At 72.8% G+C, this 22,842-nt stretch carries 21 protein-coding genes, 1 pseudogene and 1 riboswitch; of the genes and pseudogenes, 10 read left to right on the top strand and 12 right to left on the bottom strand.

The genetic code is table 11. The features are described 5' to 3' along the window. The first annotated feature begins 27 nt into the window (after positions 1-27). The gene (pgm, locus tag ABD784_RS09890) at positions 28-1,680 is read left to right on the top strand and encodes a phosphoglucomutase (alpha-D-glucose-1,6-bisphosphate-dependent) (protein ID WP_344883732.1); all 1,653 of its coding nucleotides are present in this window, start codon (positions 28-30) and stop codon (positions 1,678-1,680) included. 38 nt (positions 1,681-1,718) lie between these two features. On the opposite strand, the gene ABD784_RS09895 is transcribed toward pgm, so the two are convergent. Both ABD784_RS09895 and ABD784_RS09900 read right to left on the bottom strand, forming a co-directional pair. After that, positions 1,719-3,263, bottom strand: coding sequence for an aldehyde dehydrogenase family protein (locus ABD784_RS09895; RefSeq protein ID WP_344883734.1), 1,545 nt, complete (start codon positions 3,261-3,263; stop codon positions 1,719-1,721). A gap of 9 nt (positions 3,264-3,272) precedes the next feature. Next, on the bottom strand, positions 3,273-3,959 hold the full coding sequence (locus ABD784_RS09900) for an SDR family oxidoreductase (RefSeq protein WP_344883736.1): 687 nt from the start codon (positions 3,957-3,959) through the stop codon (positions 3,273-3,275). Positions 3,960-4,311: 352 nt separating this feature from the next. After that, positions 4,312-4,405: riboswitch (TPP riboswitch) on the top strand. A gap of 1 nt (position 4,406) precedes the next feature. On the opposite strand from ABD784_RS09900, the pseudogene thiM reads away from it, so the two are divergent. From thiM to ABD784_RS09925, 5 genes and pseudogenes are all read left to right on the top strand, one after another. After that, positions 4,407-5,270 (top strand): annotated as a pseudogene (thiM, locus tag ABD784_RS09905) (hydroxyethylthiazole kinase); the annotation flags it as partial. A 123-nt stretch (positions 5,271-5,393) separates the two neighbouring features. Continuing rightward, complete coding sequence (thiE, locus tag ABD784_RS09910; RefSeq protein WP_344884614.1) at positions 5,394-6,137, top strand: thiamine phosphate synthase; 744 nt, start codon at positions 5,394-5,396, stop codon at positions 6,135-6,137. Then, positions 6,134-7,855 (top strand): bifunctional hydroxymethylpyrimidine kinase/phosphomethylpyrimidine kinase, encoded by a 1,722-nt coding sequence (locus tag ABD784_RS09915; RefSeq protein WP_344883737.1) that lies wholly within the window; start codon positions 6,134-6,136, stop codon positions 7,853-7,855. Before thiE ends, ABD784_RS09915 begins: the two co-directional genes overlap by 4 nt. A gap of 181 nt (positions 7,856-8,036) precedes the next feature. Further along, a complete protein-coding gene (locus ABD784_RS09920) occupies positions 8,037-8,501 on the top strand; it encodes a DUF4282 domain-containing protein (RefSeq protein ID WP_344883739.1) in 465 nt (154 codons plus the stop codon). 133 nt (positions 8,502-8,634) lie between these two features. After that, a complete protein-coding gene (locus ABD784_RS09925; protein WP_344883740.1) occupies positions 8,635-8,871 on the top strand; it encodes a hypothetical protein in 237 nt (78 codons plus the stop codon). A 68-nt stretch (positions 8,872-8,939) separates the two neighbouring features. On the opposite strand, the gene ABD784_RS09930 is transcribed toward ABD784_RS09925, so the two are convergent. Beyond that, a complete protein-coding gene (locus ABD784_RS09930; RefSeq protein ID WP_344883743.1) occupies positions 8,940-9,380 on the bottom strand; it encodes a MarR family winged helix-turn-helix transcriptional regulator in 441 nt (146 codons plus the stop codon). Positions 9,381-9,516: 136 nt separating this feature from the next. Further along, positions 9,517-10,425, bottom strand: a complete 909-nt coding sequence (locus tag ABD784_RS09935; RefSeq protein ID WP_344883746.1) for a GNAT family N-acetyltransferase — start codon at positions 10,423-10,425, stop codon at positions 9,517-9,519. A 189-nt stretch (positions 10,426-10,614) separates the two neighbouring features. Between ABD784_RS09935 and ABD784_RS09940 the strand changes: the two genes are divergently transcribed. Continuing rightward, the gene (locus ABD784_RS09940) at positions 10,615-11,937 is read left to right on the top strand and encodes a uracil-xanthine permease family protein (RefSeq protein WP_344883749.1); all 1,323 of its coding nucleotides are present in this window, start codon (positions 10,615-10,617) and stop codon (positions 11,935-11,937) included. A gap of 42 nt (positions 11,938-11,979) precedes the next feature. Beyond that, positions 11,980-12,981: an aminoglycoside phosphotransferase family protein gene (locus tag ABD784_RS09945; RefSeq protein WP_344883752.1), complete on the top strand. Its 1,002-nt coding sequence runs from the start codon at positions 11,980-11,982 to the stop codon at positions 12,979-12,981. Positions 12,982-13,016: 35 nt separating this feature from the next. Here ABD784_RS09945 and ABD784_RS09950 read toward each other — a convergent pair whose 3' ends face one another. The 7 genes from ABD784_RS09950 to ABD784_RS09980 all read right to left on the bottom strand — a co-directional run bounded on the left by ABD784_RS09950 (position 13,017) and on the right by ABD784_RS09980 (position 19,610). After that, complete coding sequence (locus ABD784_RS09950; RefSeq protein ID WP_344883755.1) at positions 13,017-13,802, bottom strand: glycerophosphodiester phosphodiesterase family protein; 786 nt, start codon at positions 13,800-13,802, stop codon at positions 13,017-13,019. Beyond that, positions 13,799-14,737: an HAD family hydrolase gene (locus ABD784_RS09955; protein WP_344883758.1), complete on the bottom strand. Its 939-nt coding sequence runs from the start codon at positions 14,735-14,737 to the stop codon at positions 13,799-13,801. Before ABD784_RS09955 ends, ABD784_RS09950 begins: the two co-directional genes overlap by 4 nt. Further along, on the bottom strand, positions 14,737-15,648 hold the full coding sequence (locus ABD784_RS09960; RefSeq protein ID WP_344883761.1) for a carbohydrate kinase family protein: 912 nt from the start codon (positions 15,646-15,648) through the stop codon (positions 14,737-14,739). The genes ABD784_RS09955 and ABD784_RS09960 overlap by 1 nt, the downstream gene beginning before the upstream one ends. Positions 15,649-15,729: 81 nt before the next feature. Continuing rightward, complete coding sequence (locus ABD784_RS09965) at positions 15,730-16,566, bottom strand: alpha/beta hydrolase (protein ID WP_344883764.1); 837 nt, start codon at positions 16,564-16,566, stop codon at positions 15,730-15,732. Positions 16,567-16,568: 2 nt separating this feature from the next. Beyond that, the gene (locus tag ABD784_RS09970; RefSeq protein WP_344883767.1) at positions 16,569-17,396 is read right to left on the bottom strand and encodes an enoyl-CoA hydratase/isomerase family protein; all 828 of its coding nucleotides are present in this window, start codon (positions 17,394-17,396) and stop codon (positions 16,569-16,571) included. Between the two features lie 183 nt (positions 17,397-17,579). Further along, positions 17,580-18,851: a carboxylate--amine ligase gene (locus tag ABD784_RS09975; RefSeq protein ID WP_344883770.1), complete on the bottom strand. Its 1,272-nt coding sequence runs from the start codon at positions 18,849-18,851 to the stop codon at positions 17,580-17,582. Positions 18,852-18,896: 45 nt separating this feature from the next. Next, a complete protein-coding gene (locus ABD784_RS09980; protein WP_344883773.1) occupies positions 18,897-19,610 on the bottom strand; it encodes a FadR/GntR family transcriptional regulator in 714 nt (237 codons plus the stop codon). A 203-nt stretch (positions 19,611-19,813) separates the two neighbouring features. On the opposite strand from ABD784_RS09980, the gene ABD784_RS09985 reads away from it, so the two are divergent. Then, positions 19,814-20,380, top strand: coding sequence for a gluconokinase (locus ABD784_RS09985; protein WP_344883775.1), 567 nt, complete (start codon positions 19,814-19,816; stop codon positions 20,378-20,380). A 31-nt stretch (positions 20,381-20,411) separates the two neighbouring features. Next, entirely contained in the window at positions 20,412-21,812 is a 1,401-nt protein-coding gene (locus ABD784_RS09990; protein WP_344883778.1) for a GntP family permease, read from the top strand. 144 nt (positions 21,813-21,956) lie between these two features. On the opposite strand, the gene ABD784_RS09995 is transcribed toward ABD784_RS09990, so the two are convergent. Next, entirely contained in the window at positions 21,957-22,823 is an 867-nt protein-coding gene (locus tag ABD784_RS09995; RefSeq protein ID WP_344883781.1) for a LysR family transcriptional regulator, read from the bottom strand. Positions 22,824-22,842: the final 19 nt, after the last annotated feature.

Raw genomic sequence — 22,842 nt, forward strand, 5'->3', positions numbered from 1 at the left:
GCCGTCCCTGCGTGGCAAGGTAGGCGCATGGCTCACGAACGCGCAGGCACCACCGCTCAACCCCAGGACCTGATCGACGTCGACGCCCTCGTCGCCGCGTACTTCGACACAGCGCCGGATCCGGACGACCCGGGACAGAAGGTCGCGTTCGGCACCAGCGGCCACCGCGGCACGTCCCTGAACGGATCGTTCAACGAGAACCACATCGCCGCCATCACGCAGGCGATCGTGGACTACCGCAACGGCCAGGGCATCGGCGGACCGCTGTTCCTCGGCCGCGACACCCACGCCCTCTCGGGGCCCGCGCAGGACACGGCGCTCGAGGTCCTCGCCGCCAACGGCGTGCACGTGCTGATCGACTCCCGGGACCGGTTCACCCCGACGCCGGCGCTCAGCCACGCGATCCTCGCCCACAACCGCGGGCGCACCAACCCGGCCCACCATGCCGACGGCGTCGTCATCACGCCGAGCCACAACCCGCCGCAGGACGGCGGCTTCAAGTACAACCCGCCGCACGGCGGGCCCGCGGACTCGGACGCGACCGGGTGGATCGCCGGGCGCGCCAACGAGTACCTCTCCGGCGGGCTCGCCGGGGTGAACCGAGTCCCCCTGAAGGCGGCGAAGTCGGCCGAGACCACGGACGGCTACGACTTCCTGGACCGGTACGTGGGCGATCTCGGCAACGTGATCGACCTGAACGTCATCCGCTCGGCCGGCGTCCGGATCGGCGCGGACCCCATGGGCGGCGCCTCGGTGGACTACTGGGCGGCCATCGGCGAGCGCCACGGCCTCGACCTCACCGTGGTGAACGACGCGGTGGACCCCCGCTGGTCCTTCATGTCCCTGGACTGGGACGGCAAGATCCGCATGGACTGCTCCTCCCCCTACGCCATGGCCTCGCTCATCGCCCGCGTCGAGGAGGGGGCGGGCTTCGACATCGCCACCGGGAACGACGCCGACGCGGACCGCCACGGGATCGTCACCCCGGACGCCGGGCTGATGAACCCGAACCACTTCCTGTCCGTGGCGATCGACTACCTGTACCGGAACCGCCCGGACTGGCCGCAGAGCGCGGGCGTCGGCAAGACGCTCGTGAGCTCGTCGATGATCGACCGCGTGGCCGCGTCCCTGGGCCGCGAGCTGGTGGAGGTGCCCGTGGGGTTCAAGTGGTTCGTGCCCGGACTGCTGGACGGCACGGGGGTCTTCGGCGGCGAGGAGTCCGCGGGGGCCTCGTTCGTCCGGTTCGACGGCAGCCCCTGGAGCACGGACAAGGACGGGATCCTGCTCTGCCTGCTCGCCTCCGAGATCCAGGCCGTCACGGGCTCCTCGCCGAGCGACCACTACCGCGGTCTCGCCGCGGAGTTCGGGTCGCCGTCGTACGCGCGGATCGACGCGCCGGCGACGCGCGAGCAGAAGGCGTCGCTGGCGAAGCTCTCGGCCGCGGACGTGACCGCGACGGAGCTGGCCGGCGAGGGGATCACCGCCAAGCTCACGGAGGCGCCGGGCAACGGGGCGGCCATCGGCGGGCTGAAGGTCACCACGGAGAACGCCTGGTTCGCCGCCCGGCCGTCCGGCACGGAGGACGTGTACAAGATCTATGCGGAGTCGTTCCGCGGCGACGAGCACCTGGCGCAGGTGCAGGCCGAGGCGAAGGCTCTGGTGGACTCGGTCATCGGCTGACGCAGCCCCGGCCACGCGGTCCCGGCTGACGCGGACCGTCAGTCCCGGGCCTCCTCCGCGGCGTCCCCGCTGGCGTCCGGCGCGGCGCTCCCGGCCGCGTGCCGGGCGGCGGCCTGCTTCGCGGAGCCGGCGCGGACGGTCCGCATGACGTGGGCCTTGCCCTGCCGGTACGGCGGGTAGGCGATCCGCAGCGTGTCCACCATGGCCGTCTTGGAGAAGACCGGCCGGAGCTGGCTGAACGTCGCGAAGCCGTACCGGCCGTGGTAGCTGCCCATGCCGGACGCCCCGATCCCGCCGAACGGCAGCGTCGGCACCGCCACGTGCAGGTTGCAGACGTTGAAGGCGACGGCCCCCGCCCGCACACGGTCCTCGAAGGCGGTGTGCCAGCGGGGCCGCTCGCTGAACAGGTACGCGGCGAGCGGCTCCGGGCGGGCGGCGACGAACTCGAGGGCCGCGTCGAGGGACTCCACGGAGATCATCGGCAGGATCGGCCCGAAGACCTCCTCCTGCATCACGGCGTCGTCCGGGGAGACGCCGACGAGCAGCGTCGGCTCGATGTACAGGGACTCGGCGTCGAAGCTGCCGCCCACCACGGTTACGTTCGGGTCGATCTCCGCGTCCTCGATGTAGCGGACCAGGCGGTCGAACGCCGCCCGGTTCACGATCCGTCCGTAGTCCCGGCTCTTGGCGGGGTTCTTCCCGTAGAAGGAGGCGATGGCACGGGTGAGCTGGGCGGGCAGCCGTTGCGCGTCGGCCCCGACGAGCAGGGCGTAGTCCGGCGCCGTGCAGGTCTGGCCGGCATTGATGAACTTCCCGTGCGCGAGCCGGCGGGCCACCGCCGCCATGTTCCCGTCTCCGACGACGGCGGGGCACTTGCCGCCCAGCTCGAGCGTCACCGGGGTGAGGTGCTCGGCGGCGGCGCGCGCGACGATCCGCCCGACCCGCTCGCCGCCGGTGAAGAAGATGTGGTCCCAGGGCTGCTCCAGCAGCGACTGCGCCACGTCCGGTCCGCCCTCGACGACCGCGACGGCCCGCCGGTCCAGGTACTGCGGGACCAGCCGGGACAGCAGCGCGGAGGTGGTCGGCGCCAGCTCGGAGGGCTTCAGGGCCACGGCGTTCCCGGCCGCCAGCGCCCCGACCAGCGGGCTCAGCAGCAGTTGCACCGGGTAGTTCCAGGCGCCGAGGATCAGCACCATCCCCTTGGGCTGCGGCTCCGTCTTGGCCATCGCCGGCTGGAGGGCCAGCGGCACCTTGACGTGCTTGGGCTCCATCCACTCCGTCAGGTACAGCTGGGCGTGGTGGATCTCGTCCTTGAGCAGTTCGAGCTCCGTGAGCCGGGCCTCCGCGGGGTGCTTGCCGAGGTCCGATTCGAGGGCGGCGAGCAGGTCCTGCGTGTTCTCCTCCAGCAGCCGCTCCAGGGCGCGCAGCTGCCCGGCGCGCATGCGCCGCGGGTGCATCAGCCGGGTGGACTTCGCGTCCTTCAGCCGGGCGTGCACCTCGGCGACGCCGGGCACGTGGGGCGCGTCGGCGTCGTACGCGTCCTCCGCGGGCTGGGCGGGGCGGCGGCGTGAGAAGAGACCCATGGCGTCAGACTACCGGCGGCGGGTGGGCCGCACGGAGACCGTCTCGAGGGTTCCCCGCGCGGGCATCTCGACGGCGGCGCGCACGGCCGCCGCGACGTCCTCGGGCGCGAGGTAGTAGGCGGCGTCGTACTCCTCGCCCAGCTTCTCGACCAGGCCGTGCTGCATGTCGGTGTCCACGCGTCCCGGGTGCACGCTGGACACGCGCACGCCGTGGCCGCGCTCCTCCTCCCGCAGCGCATCGGTGAAGGCCCGCAGCGCGAACTTGGACGCCGCGTAGGTGCTGGATTTCGGCGACGCGTTGAACCCGGAGCCGCTGTTCACCGCGACCACCAGGCCGCCGGCGGCGCGCAGGGCCGGCAGCGCCTGCCGGGTCAGCTCCGCCACGGCGAAGACGTTCAGGCGGAAGACCCGCTCCCAGGTCTCGTACGACGTCGTCTCCACCGTGTTCCCGTCCTCCACCCCGGCAGAGTGGACCAGGACGTCCAGGCGGGCCGGCAGCGCGGCGTAGGGCGGGTGCTCGAGGTCGGCGACCCACGGCTCGGCCGACGGGAGCTCGCGCACCAGCGCGTCGATGGCATCGGCGTCGCGGCCGCCGACCAGGACGTGGTGCGTGGGCCCGAGCTCGAGGGCGACGGCGCGGCCGATCCCGCGGGTGGCTCCGGTGACGAGGGCGACGGGACGGTCTGCGGTGCTCATGGGCGCTCCTTCGGTGGCGGGACGTGGCTTCCTCCAAGCTACTCGCTGCCGGGGCCGCGAGGTGCCGGTGCAGCACCCGGGGGTCCGCGAGATCGCGCATCAGCACCCCGGGCTCCGCGAGATCGCACTTCAGCACCCATATCGGCCGGGTGAGGTGCCAGAACGCGACCTCGCGGGATCGAACGTGCCGGAACGCGACCTCGCGGGACCGAACGTGCCGGAACGCGACCTCGCGGCGTCGAACGTGCTGGAACGCGACCTCGCAGCTCGGCCGGTGGGACACCGCCCAGACGCCCCCGCCGGATGTGACGGCTCCGGATATGACGGCGCACACGCCGCGGCGTAGGCTGGCTCCCACGGCACGGGGTGTCCCCAGAGGACTGAGATCACACCCGCATGCACCTGATCTAGCTAGTACTAGCGGAGGGATGTCGCTTCATGGAGTCCATGGCGCCACAAAATACGTCTGAATCCACCACCACTGCGCCCGCCGGCGCCGCCCGCGACTGGGCACACCGGTCCACGGAGCACCTCGCGGCGTTCCGCGCGGCGAGCCCGCTGGTCCAGTGCGCCACCAACTCGGTGGTCACCAACTTCACCGCCAACGTGCTGCTCGCCGCGGGCGCCGCACCGGCCATGGTGGACGTCCCCGGCGAGGCCGGTCCGTTCGCCGCCCTGGCCTCCGGCGTGCTGATCAACCTGGGCACGCCGATGGACCGCCAGCGCGACGGCATGCTCGAGGCCGTGCGCGCCGCCCACGGCGCCGGCACCCCGTGGGTGCTGGACCCGGTGGCGGCCGGTCCGCTGGAACTGCGCACGGAGTTCGCCCGCGAGCTCCTCCAGTTCTCCCCCTCCGTGATCCGCGGGAATGCCTCCGAGGTCCTGGCCCTGGCGGGCACGGGCACCGGCGGTCGCGGCGTGGACGCGACGGACGACGTCGACTCCGCCACCGGCGCGGCCGTCGCCCTGGCCCGCAGCACCGGCGCGGTGGTGGCGGTGTCCGGCCCGGAGGACGTCGTCACCGACGGGGCCACCGTGGTCCGCGTCGCCGGCGGCAGCGAGCTGCTCACCCGGGTCACCGGCGGCGGATGCGCCCTCGGCGCGCTGGTCGCCGGTCTCGTCGGCAGCACGACGGCGGCGGTCCGGCCCGACGCTGCGGGCTCCTCCGTGCTCGCGGCCACCGTGGCCGCGCACGCGTTCTACTCGGCGGCCGCCGAGCGGGCCGCCGTCGGCGCCGCGGGCACCGGCAGCTTCCAGGTGGCGTTCCTGGACGCGCTGGCCGCCCTCCGGCCGGAGGACCTGGCCGATGCACGCATCACGGAGGCGCCGGCGGAGGCGCCCTCCGCCGGCGATCCGGAGCGCCGCACCCACGAAGCCCCGGCAGCGTCCTCCCCCGGAGCTGCCGCCGCCGGGCCGGCCGTCCCCGCGACGGGCGTGAGGATCGGGGCCCACGAGCGGATCGGCACGCACGCGCGGTCCGCCCCGGACGCGCGGCTCGACCCGGACGCGCGGCTCGACCCCGACGACCTGGGCGTCTACCTGGTCGCCGATGCGGCCACGGCCGGCGAGCGCCCGCTCGAGGACATCGTCGCCGCCGCGGTGGCCGGCGGTGTCCGGACCATCCAGTTGCGCTGCAAGGACCTGCCCGCCAAGGAATTCCTCCGTCACGCGATCGCCTGCGCGGAGATCACGGCCGGCCGCGCCCACCTCCTGTTGAACGACAGAGTGGACGTCTACCTCGCCGCGGTCGCCGCGGGAGCGAGCGTGCAGGGCGTCCACGTCGGGCAGAAGGACCTTCCGGCGCACTCGGTCCGCCAGCTCATCGGCCCGGACGCGGTCCTCGGTCTCAGCGCCTCCACCGAGGAGGACCGGACCCGCCTGCTGCGCCTGCCCGCCGGCACGGTGGACTACGTCGGCACCGGTGCCGTCCGGGCGACGCCCACCAAGAAGGACCACCCCACGCCGATCGGCTGGGACGGCTTCGGCCGCTTCGCCGCAGCCGTCCGCGCCGCCGGCGGGCCGCCGTGCGTGGCGATCGGCGGGGTGGGTCACGGCGACGCCGCCGACGCGCGGGCCGCCGGCGCGGCGGGCTTCGCCGTGGTGCGGGCGATCTGCACGGCCGAGGATCCGGCCGCGGCCGCGCGGCAGCTCCGCGACGAGTGGGAGGCCGCCGCATGAGCGCCGAGACCACCCTCCACGCCGGGGACCGGACCTCCGCCGCGCCCCGCAGCGCCCGGGCCGACGCCGCTGCGGGCCCCGGGGACGTGCGCGTCCCCAACGTCCTGTCCATCGCCGGCTCCGACCCCTCGGGCGGCGCTGGCATCCAGGCCGACCTGAAGTCGATCGCCGCGTGCGGCGGCTACGGCATGGCCGCCATCACGGCCCTGACGGCCCAGAACACCCGGGGTGTGACCGGCGTGCACGTCCCGGACCCCGCGTTCCTGACCCAGCAGCTGGAGGCCGTGAGCAGCGACGTCCGGATCGATGCCGTGAAGATCGGGATGCTCGCCAACGCCGAGGTCATCGGGGCCGTGCACGCTTGGCTGTCCCGCGAGCGCGCCGCGGGTCGCGTGGCGGGCGCCGTGGTGCTGGACCCGGTCATGATCGCCACCAGCGGCGACCGCCTGACCGACGACGACGCCGTCGTCGCCCTGCGCTCCCTGCTCGCCGAGGCCGACGTCGTGACGCCGAACCTGCCCGAGCTGGCGGTGCTGGCCGACGCCCCGCCGGCCCGCACGTGGGCCGAGGCGCTGGACCAGGCGCGGCGCGTCGCCGCGGCGGCGGACGTGCTCGTGGTCGCCAAGGGCGGCCACCTCGACGAGCTGGAGGGATCCGCCGACGGCCGGAACGGCGACCGGTCGGGCAGCAGGGGCCCGCTGGGGTGTCCGGACGCGCTGGTGGGCCCGGACGGCGTCGTCCTGGAACTGCCCGGGCGAAGGCTGGAGACCACCAGCACCCACGGCACCGGCTGCTCCCTGTCCTCCGCGCTGGCGACCCTGCAGGCGCGCTTCGGCGACTGGCCCGCGGCGCTGCGCCTGACCAAGCGGTGGCTGACCCGGGCCATCGAGGACTCCGCCCGGCTGGAGGTCGGCGGCGGGCACGGTCCGGTGAGCCACCTCGGCCAGCTCTGGGGCGGGCACACCGTCCCCGACCCCCGCGCCGACGTGGGCCACTGGTGGGATCTCATCGCCGATCTGCGCGGGAGGATCGACGACGTCTGGTTCGTGCGCCGGCTGGCCGACGGGACGCTGGACCGCGCGGACTTCGAGCACTACCTGGCGCAGGACTCGCTCTACCTGCGGACGTACTCCAAGGTGCTCTCCCGGGCCGCGCAGCTCGCGCCCACGCTCGAGGAGCAGGAGTTCTGGGCCCACAGCGCCCACGAGTGCCTGGAGGTGGAGCTGTCCCTCCACCGCGCCCGGCTGGCCGACGCGGAGGCCCCGGGCGTGACTGACCCGGGTGCGACGGAGCCCGGCGCGACGGAGCCGGGTTCGACGGCGGGACGCGGCACCTCGGAGGCCGTGTCCCCTGTCGCTGCCCCTCCTCCCGGCGAGGCCGCGGCCTCGCCGGAGACCCGCGCGTACCTCGGCCACCTGCTCGCGGCAGCGGCGGTCGGCTCCTACCCCGTCGTCGTCGCGGCGGTCCTCCCCTGCTACTGGCTCTACCAGGACATCGGCTCCCGGCTCGCGGCCGCGAACCGCCCGGACCACCCGTACGCGGACTGGCTGGGCATGTACTCGTCGCCGGAGTTCGACGCCGCGACCCGCCGGGCCATCGCGATCACGCAGACCCAGGCGGACACCGCCCGGCCCGCCGAGCTGGAGGCGATGCTGGACGCGTTCCTGGAGTCGTCGCGCCAGGAAATGGCCTTCTTCGCGCAGCGCCGGGACTCCTGAAGCGGCGCGGGGACTGCTGAGGCGGCGCAGGGGACCGAGTCGGCGGGGAAGCATCGGGCGGAGGAGTCGAGACTTCTCCGGACCCGGCGTTCCCTCGGACGGTCAGCCGTACTAGGTTGAGAAACAGGGATCGTGCGATCCACTGCTCGTCCGGTCCACCGCGCTCGTGAGAGGAACGATGATGTCAGATCCGAACCAGCCGCCGCCGCAGCCACCTCAGCACGGCGGGTACCCGCCCCAGCCGCCCAACGAACCCCCGCGGGGACCGGGCGGCGGTCCCGAGCCCTGGCACGGCCAGGGGCCGCACCAGCCGCACGACGGCGGCCCCGACGACAAGGGGTTCTTCGCGGCCCTGTTCGACTTCAGCTTCCGCAGCTTCGTCACGCTGAAGTTCGCGAAGATCATCTACATCCTGCTGATCGCCCTGGTGGTGCTCGGCTGGCTGATGTACATCGCCATCGGCTTCGCCACGGAGCCGATGCTCGGCGTCGCCGCACTGGTCTTCGGCTGGATCCCCGGCTTCATCTTCGTGGTGCTCTTCCGCGTGAGCCTGGAGTTCTACATCGCGATGATCAGGACGTCGCAGAACACGGCGGCCACGAAAGCGGAGGTCGAGCAACTGCGGGGTGATCTGACCGCCCGGTAGCGCCCGGTCCCGACGCCGGGCGGGCGAACCGGAGATTAGTTTGTGCGCAAACTAATTGGATATGCTCGGTGGACGCGCTTCGACTGCGCTACGGTGCCGCTCCGGTGCCGACGGATCTCTCGACAGGGACGCCATGAGCGACAAGCCACGCCCGATCGTCCGGGACACCACCGGACTCAGCCTGAACTACCGGTTCTGGTGGCGCATGCAGTACCTGGGGTTCGCCATCTTCGGTCCCGCCGACCAGCAGCCCCACCGGAGCCCCAAGGAGCACCTGAAGCGCGAACGCGCCCTCCGGGTGCTCCGCGCGCACGAGGCGCGGGGAACCGACGCCCCGCAGGAAGTCGTCGAAGCGGCCCGCGAACTCTAGGGCCGGCCGTCTCCGACGCTGTCCGCAGCCGGCCCACAGGGCCGTCGACGACGCCGTGTGATCGGTGTCTACGGGCGACGCGTGGCGGCCGAGATCAGTTTCGTCATGCTCGCGTGCAGGGCCGCGAGCTCCTCGGCGTCCAGGTCCAGCCGCGCCATCATCTGCGCCGGGATCCGCTCCGCCTGCGCGCGCAGTGCGCGCCCCTCGGGCGTGAGCGAGATCCGCAGTGTGCGCTCGTCGTCGGGATCGCGCTCGCGCTCGATGTAGCCCAGCGACTCCAGGCGCTTCACGAGCGGGGAGACCGTCCCGGCGTCCAGGTGGAGCAGTGCCCCGACCTCCCGCAGGGACAGTGGCTCGCTCTCCCACAGCGCGAGCATGACCAGGTACTGGGGGTGGGTGAGCCTGAGGGGCTCGAGGACGGGCCGGTAGGCCGCGATGACGGAGCGGGAGGCGACGGCGAGCGCGAAGCACACCTGCCGCTCCAGCGAGAGCGGGTCCTCTGCGTCCATCCGGTTCGCCGCCTTCCGCGTCCTGTACCCGTCGGCGGCTCCGACGGTCCGTGGGCGGCCGACGCCGGCCGCGCCCCTCAGGCATTTTAGCCCCCGACCACCGAGCTCCGTCCTGCTCCCGCCGACTCCAGGAAGGCTAGGCGCGATCGAGGCGGAAGTCGGCGGCGTCCGGGAGCCGTTGGAACCCGGCGGATGCGTACGCCTCCGGGGCCGGAGAGTTCGCCACCGGGGTGCACACCAGCACGCTCGAGGACCCCATGCTGCGCAGCGCCTGCGCCGAGGCGAGCGTGATCGCCCGCCCGAGGCCCCGCCCGCGGGCGGACGGCTCCACCCCGAGGGGCTCGATCAGGCCGGGGCGGCCCGGCCCCGCGGACCAGACGATCGAGGTCGCGACCGGGCCGAGCTCGGGGTCCACCGCCAGCAGGCACCGGGCGGATCCGTAGGGGTAGCCCGCCGCCATCGTCCGCCAGCGCGCCACCGTGAACCGGGTGCTGCCGAAGGCGGCGGCGTGGACACCCGACCACGCGGCGATCCGCTCGACGTCGTCCGTTGCGTGACCGCTGGAGGCGTCGCGCCCGGCGCCGATGCTCACAACAGGCAGCCCCACGTCGGGGAGGCGGACGTCCGGCCCCAGGACGAACGGCGCCCACAGCTCGCCGGGCTGCCAGCCGCGGTCGGTCAGGGCGGAGCGGATCGCCGACCCGAACCGCGCCTCCACGCTCACCTCCCCGTCGGGCAGCACGTGGCGCGCAGGCGTCGAGAGGTCGGCGACGATCGACTCGGCGAACGCGGAGTCCTCAGCGGCGCCCGGAGCGATGCCGAGCCGCAGGACATCGGGCCCATCCAGCAGCCCGACGGCGGCGATCTCGCCGCGCCGCGACCAGAGGCGGATCCGGCCGGCGAGTCCCTCGGCGCCCATCTGCCACGCCCAGCCGAGATCCCCGGGATGGAGCTGGATGGGCTGGCCGTCCGACTGCCAGGAGCGAAGCGCGTCGACGACGGCGGGGAGCTCGGTCGCGGCGGGCGTCCACATCTCGATGCTCATGCGCTGCCTCTCTGCACCGCCTCCCCCTCGGGCGCCCGGGCGGGCCTGCGGTTCTCGCTGGCCACGCTTCCATACCGGGACCGGCCCGGCCAGAGGAACCGCTAAAATCGGTGAGGCCCGGCGCGCGTGCGCCGCACTGGAGCGTCCGTCCGGAGCCACCGACCCCCTCCCCACTCGGAAGGCCTCTCCATGAGCAACCGCCTCGGCTTCGGCTGGAATCTGCACGGCGACGGACGGACCATCCGCCCGGGCTCCGTCGTCGCACCGGACGAGCGGCTGAACTGGCCCCAGACCGTCGGCGTCGGCGTCCAGCACGTCATGGCCATGTTCGGGGCCACGGTCCTGGTCCCGGCGATCACCGGCTTCCCCGCCACAACGACGCTCCTGTTCAGCGGCCTGGGCACGCTCCTGTTCCTGCTCGTCACGGCGGGTCGGGTTCCGAGCTATCTCGGGTCCTCGTTCGCGTTCCTCGCCCCGGTGGCGGCCGCGACCAGCAGCTACGGCATGGGCGGCGCGCTCGGCGGCATCCTGGTCACCGGTGCGGCCCTGTTCCTGATCGGGCTGATCGTGCAGAAGTCCGGCACCGGATGGATCCACGCGCTGATGCCGCCGGTCGTCATGGGCACTATCGTGGCGCTGATCGGCCTGAATCTGGCCGCCACCACGCTCACGCCGATGCAGGAGGTCCCGCTGACCACGTTCGCGACCGTCGGCGCGATCGTCGTCTCGGCGGTCCTGTTCAGGGGCCTCCTGGGGCGCCTGTCCATCCTGGTGGGCATCGTCGTCGGATACCTCGTGGCCCTTGCGCAGGGGCAGATCGACTTCAGCTCGGTGGGCGAGGCGACGTGGGCCGGCCTACCCGCCTTCGAGACCCCGACATTCCACCTCGACATCATGCTGGTCTTCCTCCCCGTGGTCTTCGTCCTCATCGCCGAGAACATCGGCCACGTGAAGACGGTCAGCCTGATGACCGGGCGGGACCTGGACGACATCTACGGCCGCGCCCTCATGGCGGACGGCGCCGCGACGATGCTGGCCGGTGCCGGCGGCGGCTCCGGCACCACCACCTACGCCGAGAACATCGGCGTCATGGCGTCCTCCCGGGTCTACTCGACGGCGGCGTACTGGGTGGCCGGCGCCGTCGCCATCCTCCTGGCGTTCTCGCCCAAGGTCGGGGCCGTCATCAACACCATCCCCGCCGGCGTGACCGGCGGCGCGGGCATCGTCCTGTACGGGATGATCGGCATGATCGGCGCACGGCTCTGGGTGCAGAACCGGGTGAACTTCTCCAACCCGATCAACCTCATGACGGCCGGCGCGGGACTGATCGTCGCGATCGCCATGGGTTCCAGTGCGCTCATGATCGGCGAGCTGCAGCTCGGCGGCATCGCGATCGGCACCATCGTGACCCTGCTGATCTTCCACGTGATGACGGCGATCGCGCGCGCCCGCGGCACCGAGCCGATCGACACCCCGGAGGACCAGGGTTCCCAGCCCAGCAAGATCGGCTGAACCTGCCACCGCGCTCCCCGCTGCGGCCCCTAGAATCGTGGGGTGGCTGAGTGGAACGAGGAGTGGGCGACCGGGCAATGGCGCCGGCAGGCGGGCGAGTGGATCGCCATGGTGCTCGAGACCTACCGGATCGAGCCCACCGGCCCTGCGGAGCAGCGATTCAATGGTCTCTTCTCGACGCAGCTGACCGTGCCGACGGACCACGGCCAGTTGTTCTTCAAGGCCAACAACCCGGGCCAGCTGGCGGAGGTCTCCGTCACCGCGACGGCCGCGAATCTGTGCCCGGAGCAGCTGGTCATGCCGCTGGCCATCGAGCCGCAGCGCGGCTGGATGATCACCCCGGACTTCGGGGAGACGCTGCTCGCGGTCCCCAGCACCGACCACCAGATCTGGGCGCGGATGCTCCGCGACTTCGCCGCGGTCCAGCAGCACCTCAGCGGCTTCGGGGACACCCTGTTCGACGCCGGCCTGCTGCACCTCGACCCGTCCTGGCTGCCCGACTACATCGACGAGCAGCTGGTCCTGCACGCCTCCATGCCCGCCACGCACCCGCTGCACCTGCCCGCCCGGGATGCGGAGGAGCTCGACGCGCAGCTGGCCGAGGTCAAGGGCATGTGCGAATTCCTCGCCGCCGGCCCCGTCCCGCTGACGCTCGAGCACAACGACCTGCACCGCGGGAACACCTTCCTGCCCACCGCCCCGGACGAGCCGCTGAGATTCATGGACCTCGGCGACGCCTACTGGGCGCACCCGTTCTCCTCGCTGGGGACGCCGATCCGGGTGATGTGCGACGAGCTCTGCACGCGGCCCACCGACCCGCGGATCCGGCAGGTCGTCTCCGAGTACCTCGCCCAGTGGGCTGACTACGGGACTGTCGACGAGCTCTGGGAGTACGTGGAGCCCGCCCTGCGCGCAGGAAAGATGCAGCAGCACGCCATGGCGATGCGTGTCCTGACCGGGGCCAGCGAGGAGGAGCTCCTGGAGCATGCCGACCTGGCCCTGCGGCCACTCTCCGAACTGGCGCAGCCGATCCTCACCGACTGACGGCCGGATCCGCTTCGCCCTCCGCAGCGACCCGGTCAGCCGGGAGGCCAGATCCCGCGTTCGCGGTAGACGTCCACCAGCACGTCGGCGCGGTCGGCCATGATGCCGTCCACGCCCAGATCGAGCAGGCGGTGCATGGTCTCGGCGTCGTCGACCACCCACACGTGCACCTCGAGCCCGGCCTCATGCGCCCGCGCCAGGAAGCCGGGCTCCACCACGGTCAGCGGGCCCTTCCGGATGGGCACCTGCAGGGCGAAGATCCGCCGGAGGAACGGGCGAAGCAGCCGCCACGGCTGGAACCCGCCGCGGCTGGCCTTGCCGAGCAGGGTGAACGCGGCGACCAGCGCCATCCCCGCCGTCGCCCGCACCTGCCGGCTCCCCCGCCGTTCGAGCTCGCGCCGCAGGGCGCGCCGGCGCCGGTCCGAGAACGACGCCGCCACGACCCGCCCGTGCGCCCCGTGCCCGATCACCGCGTCGGCGAGCGTCCGCACCGAGCGCTCGTCCTTCAGGTCGACGTTCAGCTCCACGTGCGGCCAGGCGGTCAGCAGTTCCTCGAACGTGGGGATCGGCTCGCCGGCCACGCGGACGCGGGCGAGGTCGTCCAGCGTCAGGTCCGCGATCCGCCCCGTCTCGCCGGTCAGGCGGTCCAGTTCCTCGTCGTGGAAGACCACCAGGTGCCCGTCGGAGGTGGTCCGCACGTCCGTCTCCAGGTGGGTGAGGCCCAGCTCGACGGCGGCGCGGAACGCGGCCATCGTGTTCTCCTCGCCGTGCGTGGAGAACCCGCGGTGGGAGTACGCCTTCGGGCGCCGGTGGCCGCTCACCGGGCGGCCCGCCCGGTCTCGGAGGACGCCGCTCGGCCGGCTCGCCCGTCGGGGGTGCGCCCGTGGCCGGGGCGGGCGGCGAGGAGCCGCTCGATCCGCTGCGCCACGCCGTCGTCCTCGAGGCCGGCCGTGATCTCTGCCGCGGCGGCCTTCGCCAGGCGGTGGCCGGAGCCCAGGGCGCAGCCGAGCCCCGCCCAGGCCAGCATCTCGATGTCGTTGGGCATGTCGCCGAAGGCGGCGACCTGGTGCCGGTCGATGCCCAGGTCGGCGGCGTACCGCTCGAGGGCGACGGCCTTGTTGACGTCCGGCCGGGACATCTCCAGCAGCGCCACGCCGGGCGCCGAGTGGGTGACGGCGACGAGCTCGGACACCTCGGGGTGCACGGCCTTGCGGAAGTCCTCCGAGGTGCCGCCGTAGAGCTTGGCGAGGAATTTGACCGTCCCCTCCCGTTCCAGACGGTCCTGGGGCAGCGGTGCGGGCCGGGCCCCGTCCAGCCGCTGGGCCTCCGCCTCCGTCACGAAGCCCGGCTCCAGGTAGAGACCGGCCGTGGTCTCCGCGGCGAACAGCGCCTCCGGCTCCAGGGCCAGGATGCGCCGGCGCACCTCGGCGACCGTGGCGGCATCCAGCGTCCAGGAGTGCAGGACGCGCTGATCCTCCTGGTCGTAGACGAGCGCGCCGTTGGAGCAGATCACCGTGCCGAGGTGCCCGAACGCGCGCTGGACGGGCTCGAGCCAGCGGAAGGGCCGCCCGGTGACGAAGACGATCTCGATGCCTGCGGCGCGGGCGGCACGGAAGGCCTCCACCGTGCGGGTGGAGACGGTGCCGTCGGGGTGCAGGATGGTGCCGTCGACGTCGCTGGCGATCAGGCGGATGCCCGCCGCCGGATCGGTGCCCTCGACACCTGCGGCGGCCGGGTCCGCGGCGCCGGCGGTCACTACTCGACCTCGCCCCGGTACGGCGGGTTGGCCCCGGCCCGGGAGACGGTGACGGCCGAGGCCCGCAAAGCGAAATCGATGATCTGGCGCAGCTGGTCGGCGGACAGTTCCCGCAGGTGCTGGCGCTGGGCGGAGCCGATGAGCTCCCGGTCCGCGATCCCGGAGAGCAGCGCGGCCATGAACGTGTCCCCCGAGCCCACGCGGTCGGCGACCTCCACGGTCCGGCCGGACACGTTGACCTCGCCGCCGTCGACGAACCCCGAGGCGCCACGGGACCCGTGCGTCACGGCGACGACAGCCGGGCCCATCCGCAGCCACGCCTTGGCGGTCTCGGTGACGCTGCGGCGCGGGTAGAGCCAGTCCAGGTCGGCGTCGGACGTGCGCACGACGTCGGACAGGCGCACGAACCGCTCGACCTGCGCCACCGCCTCGGCGTGGTTCCGCACGAAGGTCGGCCGCAGGTTGGGGTCGTAGCTGATGGTCGCGTGCGGGCGGGCGGACTCGACGGCCCGCAGGACCGTGGACGCGCCCGGCTCCACCACGCAGGCGATGGATCCGGTGTGGACCAGCTGCGCGTCGGCGAGCGCCGGCCGGATCCGGTCCAGGCCGGGCAGCTCCCAGGAGAAGTCGAAGTCGTAGGTGGCCGCGCCGGCCGGATCCAGGGTGCCGCGCGCGGTCGACGTCGGGGCCCCGTCCGGGCCGAGGGCCTCGCGGACGGAGTTGGCCTGCAGGTACTCGCGGATCATCCGGCCCGGCTCGTCGTTGCCGTAGCGGCTCACGAACGTCACCGGGTGGCCCAGCCGCGCCAGCGCCACGGCGACATTGAGCGGGCTGCCGCCCACGTAGGTCTTCGACGCGCTGATGCCTCCGGACAGCACGTCAACCAGGGCCTCGCCCATGACAGTCAGCAACGTTCCATCCTCACGTAGACTCCGCGCCCAATATACCGGCCGGCCCGTGCCCGTCGGGCCCCGGCGGGGCGGTCGGCGCGCTCAGTCCCGCTCGGCCTCCTCCAGCCCGGCCAGACGCTCGAGCTCGCGCACCGTCAGCCTCCAGGCCCGGCTCGTCGGGTCGATCAGCGCCAGGTGGTCCCCGGGCACGGGGCGGAAGCGGGGGCTGGCCCCGCTGCCGGCCGCGGCCTCGCAGTAGGAGTGCGCGACGGCGGCCGGGACGTCCTCGTCCGCCTCCGGGTGCAGGACCACGACGTCCACGGGTGCCGGGGCCAGGCGCGCCGGGTCCGCGTGGTGCCAGTCCTCGGGGGCGTCCACGGGCGTGCTGCCCATGAGGCTCCCGGCGGCGTCGTCGCTCAGCTGCATCTCGTGGGCGAGGTGGAGGTCCAGCAGGCCCGCCTGGCTGACCACGCCGGCCAGGGGCACGCGCGGCTCGGCACCCACCCTGCCGGCATCGAACTCGGTGCGGTGAGCCGCCCAGACGGCCAGGTGGCCGCCGGCGGAGTGGCCGACGGCGTAGACCGGGAGGCCGCGATAGGACTCGGGCAGCAGGTCCGCCAGGGCATCGATGCCGGCCGCGACGTCCTCGAAGGTCGCCGGCCAGCCGCCAGCGTCCTCGGGGTCGTCCCCGTCGATCCGGCGGTACTCGAGGTTGGCGGCGACCCAGCCGTGCTGGGCGAGGTCGGCAGCGAGCGGCAGCCCGAGGTCGGCCCCGTACTTGGCCCGCCAGTAGCCGCCGTGGATCACCACGGCCACCCCGCGCGGGTGCTCGCCGTGCTCGAGGCTCGGCAGGACCAGCTCCAGGAACTGGCTCGGCGCCTCGCCGTAGTGGTGGAGCGTGTAGGCCACATCGGATGCGGCGGTGGGGCGGTTGGACATTGCTACCTCCCGGGGAAGCTCGGTGTCTCCTTGGCCAGAAATGCCGCGCGGCCGGCGCGCGAGTCGTCGGTGGTGAAGGCGTCGCGGAAGCTCGCGGCCTCCACCGCGAGTCCGTCCTCGGTGGGCAGGGCCGCGACGGCCCCGAGGGTGAGCTTGGCGTTCCCGACCGCGGTGGGCGCCTGCCGGGCGATCAGCTCCACGGTCTCCCGGGCCGCCGCCAACAGGCTCTCGCGGTCCGGCAGGACCCGGTTGACCAGGCCGATCCGCAGGGCCTCCGCGGAGTCGATCTGCCGGCCGGTGAAGATCAGCTCGCGGGCCATGCCGGGTCCCACCCGCTGCTGCAGCCGCACGGATCCGCCGAAGCCGGGGACCAAGCCCAGGGAGACCTCGGGCTGCCCGAAACGCGCCGTCTCGCTGGCGAAGACGACGTCGCACGCCAGCGCCAGCTCGCAGCCGCCGCCCAGGGCGTAGCCGTCGACGGCGGCGACCACGGGCACAGGTAGCCGCTCCAGGTCCAGCGTGAGACGGTGCATGCGCTGCGAGTACGCCTGGGCCTCGTCCGGGCTCATCGCGGACATCTCACGGATGTCGGCGCCGGCGACGAACGCCTTGCCGCCGGCCCCGGTGAGGACGAGACCGCGGAATGGCCAGCCGTCGGCGAGCGCTGCCGCGGCCTGCGCGACGACGTGCTGCAGCTCGTCGACGAGCTCGGTGGCGAGCGCGTTGAGGGCCTGGGGCCGGTCGATCGTCACGAGAAGGGCGGACCCCTGCTGCTCCACCCGCAGGTGGCGGTACGCCTGCTCGGTGTCCGGGGCGGACGGTGTGCTCATCCTGCGGCTCCTCTGCTGCGGTCGGGTCCTCATGGCCAGCTTGCCAGATCCGGCCTGTCGCAGACAGCCCCCGGCCGCCGGTGGAGGGAAACCGTCCCCCGGGCCACGGCGCCCCGATCCGGTGGCGGAACTCAACGGTGGCACTCAGCGGTTGAGCTCAGCGGTGGCACTCAACGGTGGAGCTCAGCGCCGGGGCGGGTACTGCTTGAACTTGCGGAACTGGTTGGCCAGCGCCGCCGCCACGTAGAACCAGCGGCGCGGGTGCCGCTCCGCCCGGTAGACCAGCGGGTTGACGGTGTCGCCGGACTTCAGGAGGGCCGCCGCGCGCTCGCCCACCGGCCCCACGAGGTGCTGGCGCAGCAGCGGCGCGGGCAGCACCGAGTACAGGATCTCCTCGCGGGAGACCGTCAGCCCGGACGGGAGCTGCGTGGCCTCGAACCGCGGCCCCAGGAAGTCCCGGACGTACGCGCGCGCCGGGTTGGCCCAGTCCCGCCCGCCGGCGGCCGCGGCCGCCGTGAGGTAGTAGTGGTTCCGGCCGAGCCGCGGGTTGAGCTCGAAGAACTTCACCACGCCGTCGCGCGGGTCCAGCTTGGCGTCGAACATCGCGAAGCCGCGCCAGCCGAGCCGCTCCAGGATGCGCCGTCCCTGCTGCACGAACGTCTCCGCCGCGGCGTCCGGCATGCCGGAGACGATCGCGGCGGAGTTGCCCAGGACGATCGGCGCGTGCTCCTCCACCGCCACCTCGCCGTAGGCCGCGTAGCGCGCCCTCCCGTCCGGGTCGCAGTAGAAGGTCGCAAGCTTCATGTTGGAGTCGCCCCCGGGGATGAGCTCCTGCAGGATGAACCGGCCGCCGTAGCCGCTGGCGTCGATCCGGCCCAGCAGGTCGTGCAACTCCTCCGGCGTCTGGATCGTGTGGACCTTCTGCTTGCCGGCGAACTTCGCCGCGACCCACGCCGAGGAGTCGGACGGCTTGCCGATCAGCGGGTACGGGAGGTCGTCCGGCACGGCGCCGGAGCCGGCGTCGTACACGTGGGTCCGGGGGTGCGCGATGCCGAGCTCCGCGCAGAGCTCGTAGAAGTTCTCCTTCAGCGCCGCCAGCTCCACCAGCTCCAGCGGGACGTACGGGATGACGAAGTACTCCTCCAGCGACGCCCGGTTCCGCGTGATGGTGGTGATGTGCAGGTCCAGGGACCCGAAGAGCAGCAGCGGGCGGTTCCCGTCCCCCTTCAGCTCGGCGCCGAGGCGCCGGAGGTGCTCGACGACGACGTCCTCGGCCATGCTGCCGGCCGGACGGACGTCGACGGCCACCGAGTGCTCCAGCACGCCGTTGGTGCCGGCGGGGACGGCCACGCTCGCGGCCCCGTAGGCCTCGTGGAACTCCCGGGCCAGCGAGTAGGTGCCGATGTCCCCGCCGAGGATGACGGGGACGAAAGTCTGGGAATCGGGAACGCGCATGGGTCCCAATCTAGCGCTCCCGCGGCCACCGGCCCCGGTGCGGCGTCAGTGCGGCGGCAGGTCGTCGGCGAGCGCCCGGCGGACCTCGTCCACGAGCCAGCGCATGTGGGTCTCGGCGCCCGCCCGGTCGCGGCGTCCGACGGCGTCCGCCACCGCCTCGTGCTCCGCGAGGGCCTCCGGCTGCGGCTGCAGCGGCATGAGCCCCTGGTGGGTGCGTCCGGCCAGGACCTCGGCGATGACGCCGGTGAGCTCGGCGAACATGGAGTTCCCGCTGGCCTCCAGCAGGAGCTGGTGGAAGGCGATGTCCACGGCGAGGAACTCCTCGAGCCGCCCGGACTCGCCGAGGACCCGGAGCTGGCGGGCGAGATCCTGGAGCTCGTGGCGGACCTCGGCGCTGGCGCGGACGGCGGCGCCCGCCGCGGCGAGGGGCTCGACGGCGATGCGCAGCTCCGTCAGCTCGGCGTACTGGCGCTCGCGTCCGGGGCCGGAGAGCCGCCAGCGGATGACGCGGCGGTCGTACTTGGTCCAGTTCGCCGGCTCCCGGACCACCAGGCCCACGCGGCGGCGGGAGTACACCATGCGCAGCGACTCCAGGACGCGCATGCAGTCCCGCGCGACGGTGCGCGAGACGCCGAAGCGGTCCTGCAGGGACTCGAGGGTGAGCCGGGCGCCCGGGGCATGCACGCCGTCGACGATCTCCTGTCCGAGCACCTCGATGATGGGGTGTTGGAGCAGGTCGGCGGCGTCGTCGAGGGGCATGGGAGCATCCTAATTCCTGTGATTGGTATTACCTTACCGCTGAAAAGATGCTATCTTTTCTGAATCGCCACTGAGGGTCTGGTCACACCGGGCCCCAGAGGGCACTGTTGGTGCCAAGGGATCCCCGGCTGCGGCCGGGCCGGAGCCCGGGGACCGACGTACCTGCACCACCGCACGGCCAACGACGTCCACAAGGAGTTTCCATGACCTCCAACCCCAACGGCATCGCCACGCACATCGTGGTCATGGGTGTCTCGGGAACCGGGAAGACCACCCTCGCCCAGAAGCTGTCGGAGCGATTGGGGCTCCCCTACGCCGAGGCGGACGAGTTCCACCCGCAGGCGAACATCGACAAGATGTCCGAGGGCGTGCCGCTCACCGACGAGGACCGCTGGCCGTGGCTGCGCGAGATGCGGGACTGGATGAGCGCCCAGGCGAAGGACGGCGATGCGCTCGGCAGCGTCGTGACCTGCTCCGCTCTCAAGCACTCCTACCGCGACCTCCTGCGGGAGGCGGACGGCGACGTGCTCTTCCTCCACGTCGACGGCGATCCCGAGGTGCTCACCGAGCGCGTGTCCTCGCGCAGCGGCCACTTCATGCCGCCGAGCCTGCTGCCGAGCCAGCTCAAGACGCTCGAGCCGCTCACGGAGGACGAGGCCGGCGCGCGGATCGTCAACGACGGCAGCATCGACGACCTCGTGGAGCGAGCCCTGGCCGTCATCGCCGAGCACACCGACAACAACCACCGCGAGAGCGCCCAGAGCGCTTGAGCGACCACGTCAGAGAATCAACGGAGAATCCATGACAATCGAAGGCTGGACCCAGACCCTGGGCGCCGGACCACTGCTGGCCATCGCCGGCGCCGCAGTGCTCCTGCTCCTGTTCCTCATCATCAAGCTCCGCGTCCACGCGTTCGTGGCGCTGATCCTCATCAGCCTCCTCACCGCGTTCGCCACGGGGATCCCGGCCGGCTCGGTGATCGACACCCTGACCGACGGGTTCGGATCGACACTGGCCAGCGTGGCACTCCTCGTGGGCCTCGGCGCCATGCTGGGCCGGCTGGTGGAGAAGTCGGGCGGCGCCAAGATCCTCGCGGACACGCTGATCAACACCTTCGGCGAGAAGCGCGCCCCGTTCGCGCTCGGCGTCGCCTCGCTCCTGTTCGGCTTCCCGATCTTCTTCGACGCCGGGCTCGTGGTCATGCTGCCGGTGGTCTTCGCGGTGGCCCGCCGCCTCGGCGGATCGGTGCTCCTCTACGGCCTGCCGGCCGCCGGTGCGTTCTCGGTCATGCACGTCTTCGTGCCGCCGCACCCCGGACCCGTCGCCGCCTCCGCGTTCTTCGAGGCGAACGTCGGCTACGTCCTGATCATCGGCCTCATCGTCGCCCTGCCGACGTGGTACGTGACGTGCTACCTGTTCGGCAAGTGGGCTGGCCGGAAGTGGCAGCTGCCCATCCCGAACATCCTCGGCGAGGCCAGTGCCGAGCACGAGGCCAACCCGCCGCGGTTCGGCGTGGTCGTCTCGCTCCTGCTCCTGCCCCTGGTCCTGATCTTCATGAACACCGGCCTGAGCACGCTCGCCTCCGCCGGCGTGATCTCGGAGTCCGCCTCCGAGGCCGGGTGGTTCCAGTTCCTGCTGGCCGTCGGCTCCACACCGGTCGCGCTGCTCATCACGCTCCTCGTCGCAGTCCTGGCCATCGGCATCCGCCGCGGCATGGGCAAGACGGCGATCGAGCAGACGCTCGAGGGCGCACTCGGCCCGGTCGCCTCGGTTATCCTCATCACGGGCGCCGGCGGCATGTTCGGTGGCGTGCTGCGCACCTCCGGTATCGGAGCGGCGCTGGAGGACGTGCTCGGCGACCTCGGAATCCCGCTCATCCTGGCCGGGTTCCTCATCTCCAGCATCATCCGCGTGGCGCAGGGCTCGGCGACGGTCGCCCTGACCACCACGGCCGGTCTGCTCAGCTCCGCCGTCCTGGCCGCGGACCTGAACGAGATGCAGCTGGCCTCGATGGTCATCGCGGTCGCCGCCGGCTCGGTCATCGCGTCCCACGTGAACGACTCCGGCTTCTGGCTGGTGGGCCGCTTCTTCGACATGGACGTGAAGACCACCCTGAAGACGTGGACCGTCCTGGAGACCCTGATCGCCCTGATGGCCTTCGTCATCGCGGCCGTCATCTACGCGGTGTCCTCCCTCGCGTAGCGAGAGAACCCCACCCCGCGCCGGATTCGGCTCGGCGTGAGACAGAGGGGGCGTGCCCCGGCGAGAGCCGGGGCACGCCCCTTTCTGTCTGCAATCCCCGGATGTCCTCCCCGGGGTGCTCACCGCGCGCGGCGGCGCGGATGTTCAGCGGCGCCCTCGGCCCTTGCCGCCGGGCTTCCGGCCCGAGCCGGACGCCGGCCTGCCGCCTCCCGGTCGGCCGCCCCCCGCTTTCCCGCCCGGGGACTTGCCGCCCGTGGACTTGCCAGCGGATCTCCCGCCGGTCTTCCCCGCTCCGCCGGTGCCGCGCCCGGGGTCCGAGGACTGGCGCTTCCGCTGCGCCTTGGCGGCCTCCTCCTGCTGCCGCTGGCGCACCGAGGGCTGCCGCGAGGACTCCGGGCTGCGTCCGCGCACCACGCCGACGAACTCCTCGATGAGACGTAACCGCTCCGACTCGGGGCTCTCCGGGTCGTCGAAGGCCGGGTCGGACAGGGAGGGCCGCAGCCACACGATCGAGACGGCGGTCGAATCCGCGCCGGAGACGACCCGGTGGACCACGTCCTTGCGGTGGTACAGCCGCGCGACGGACATCGGCACGATGGCCAGGCCGGCCCCCGTGCCGACGACCTCGAGGGCCATCCGTGCCCCGCCCACCTCGGGCGGGTAGTCGGCGAGGTCGAGGAACGCCTCGTCCGCGAGGTCCTCGAGCGGCACCTCGTCGTCGTAGAGCTCCACGTCGTGCTCGCGCGGAGCGCAGACCACCGGCAGTTCCTCGTAGAGAGCGATCGCGTGGTGCAGGTCGTCGGCGAGCCGCTCCCCGGCGGTCGCGCGGACGAACACGACGTCGGCCCGGGCCGGGTCCCCGGCCGGCAGGTCCAGGAGCGCCCGGGGATCGCCGGCGTCGTACAGGACTGCGTCCAGCGGGACGTCCGGGAGGCGGTCCCGCCAGCGCCCGAGCCACTTTCCGGGGGTCACTCCGGGCACGTATGCGACGCGCAAACCGTTCTCTTCCACGCCGCTCAGCCTAATTCAG

Source organism: Zhihengliuella alba (assembly GCF_039538765.1).
Classification (GTDB): Bacteria; Actinomycetota; Actinomycetes; order Actinomycetales; family Micrococcaceae; genus Zhihengliuella; species Zhihengliuella alba.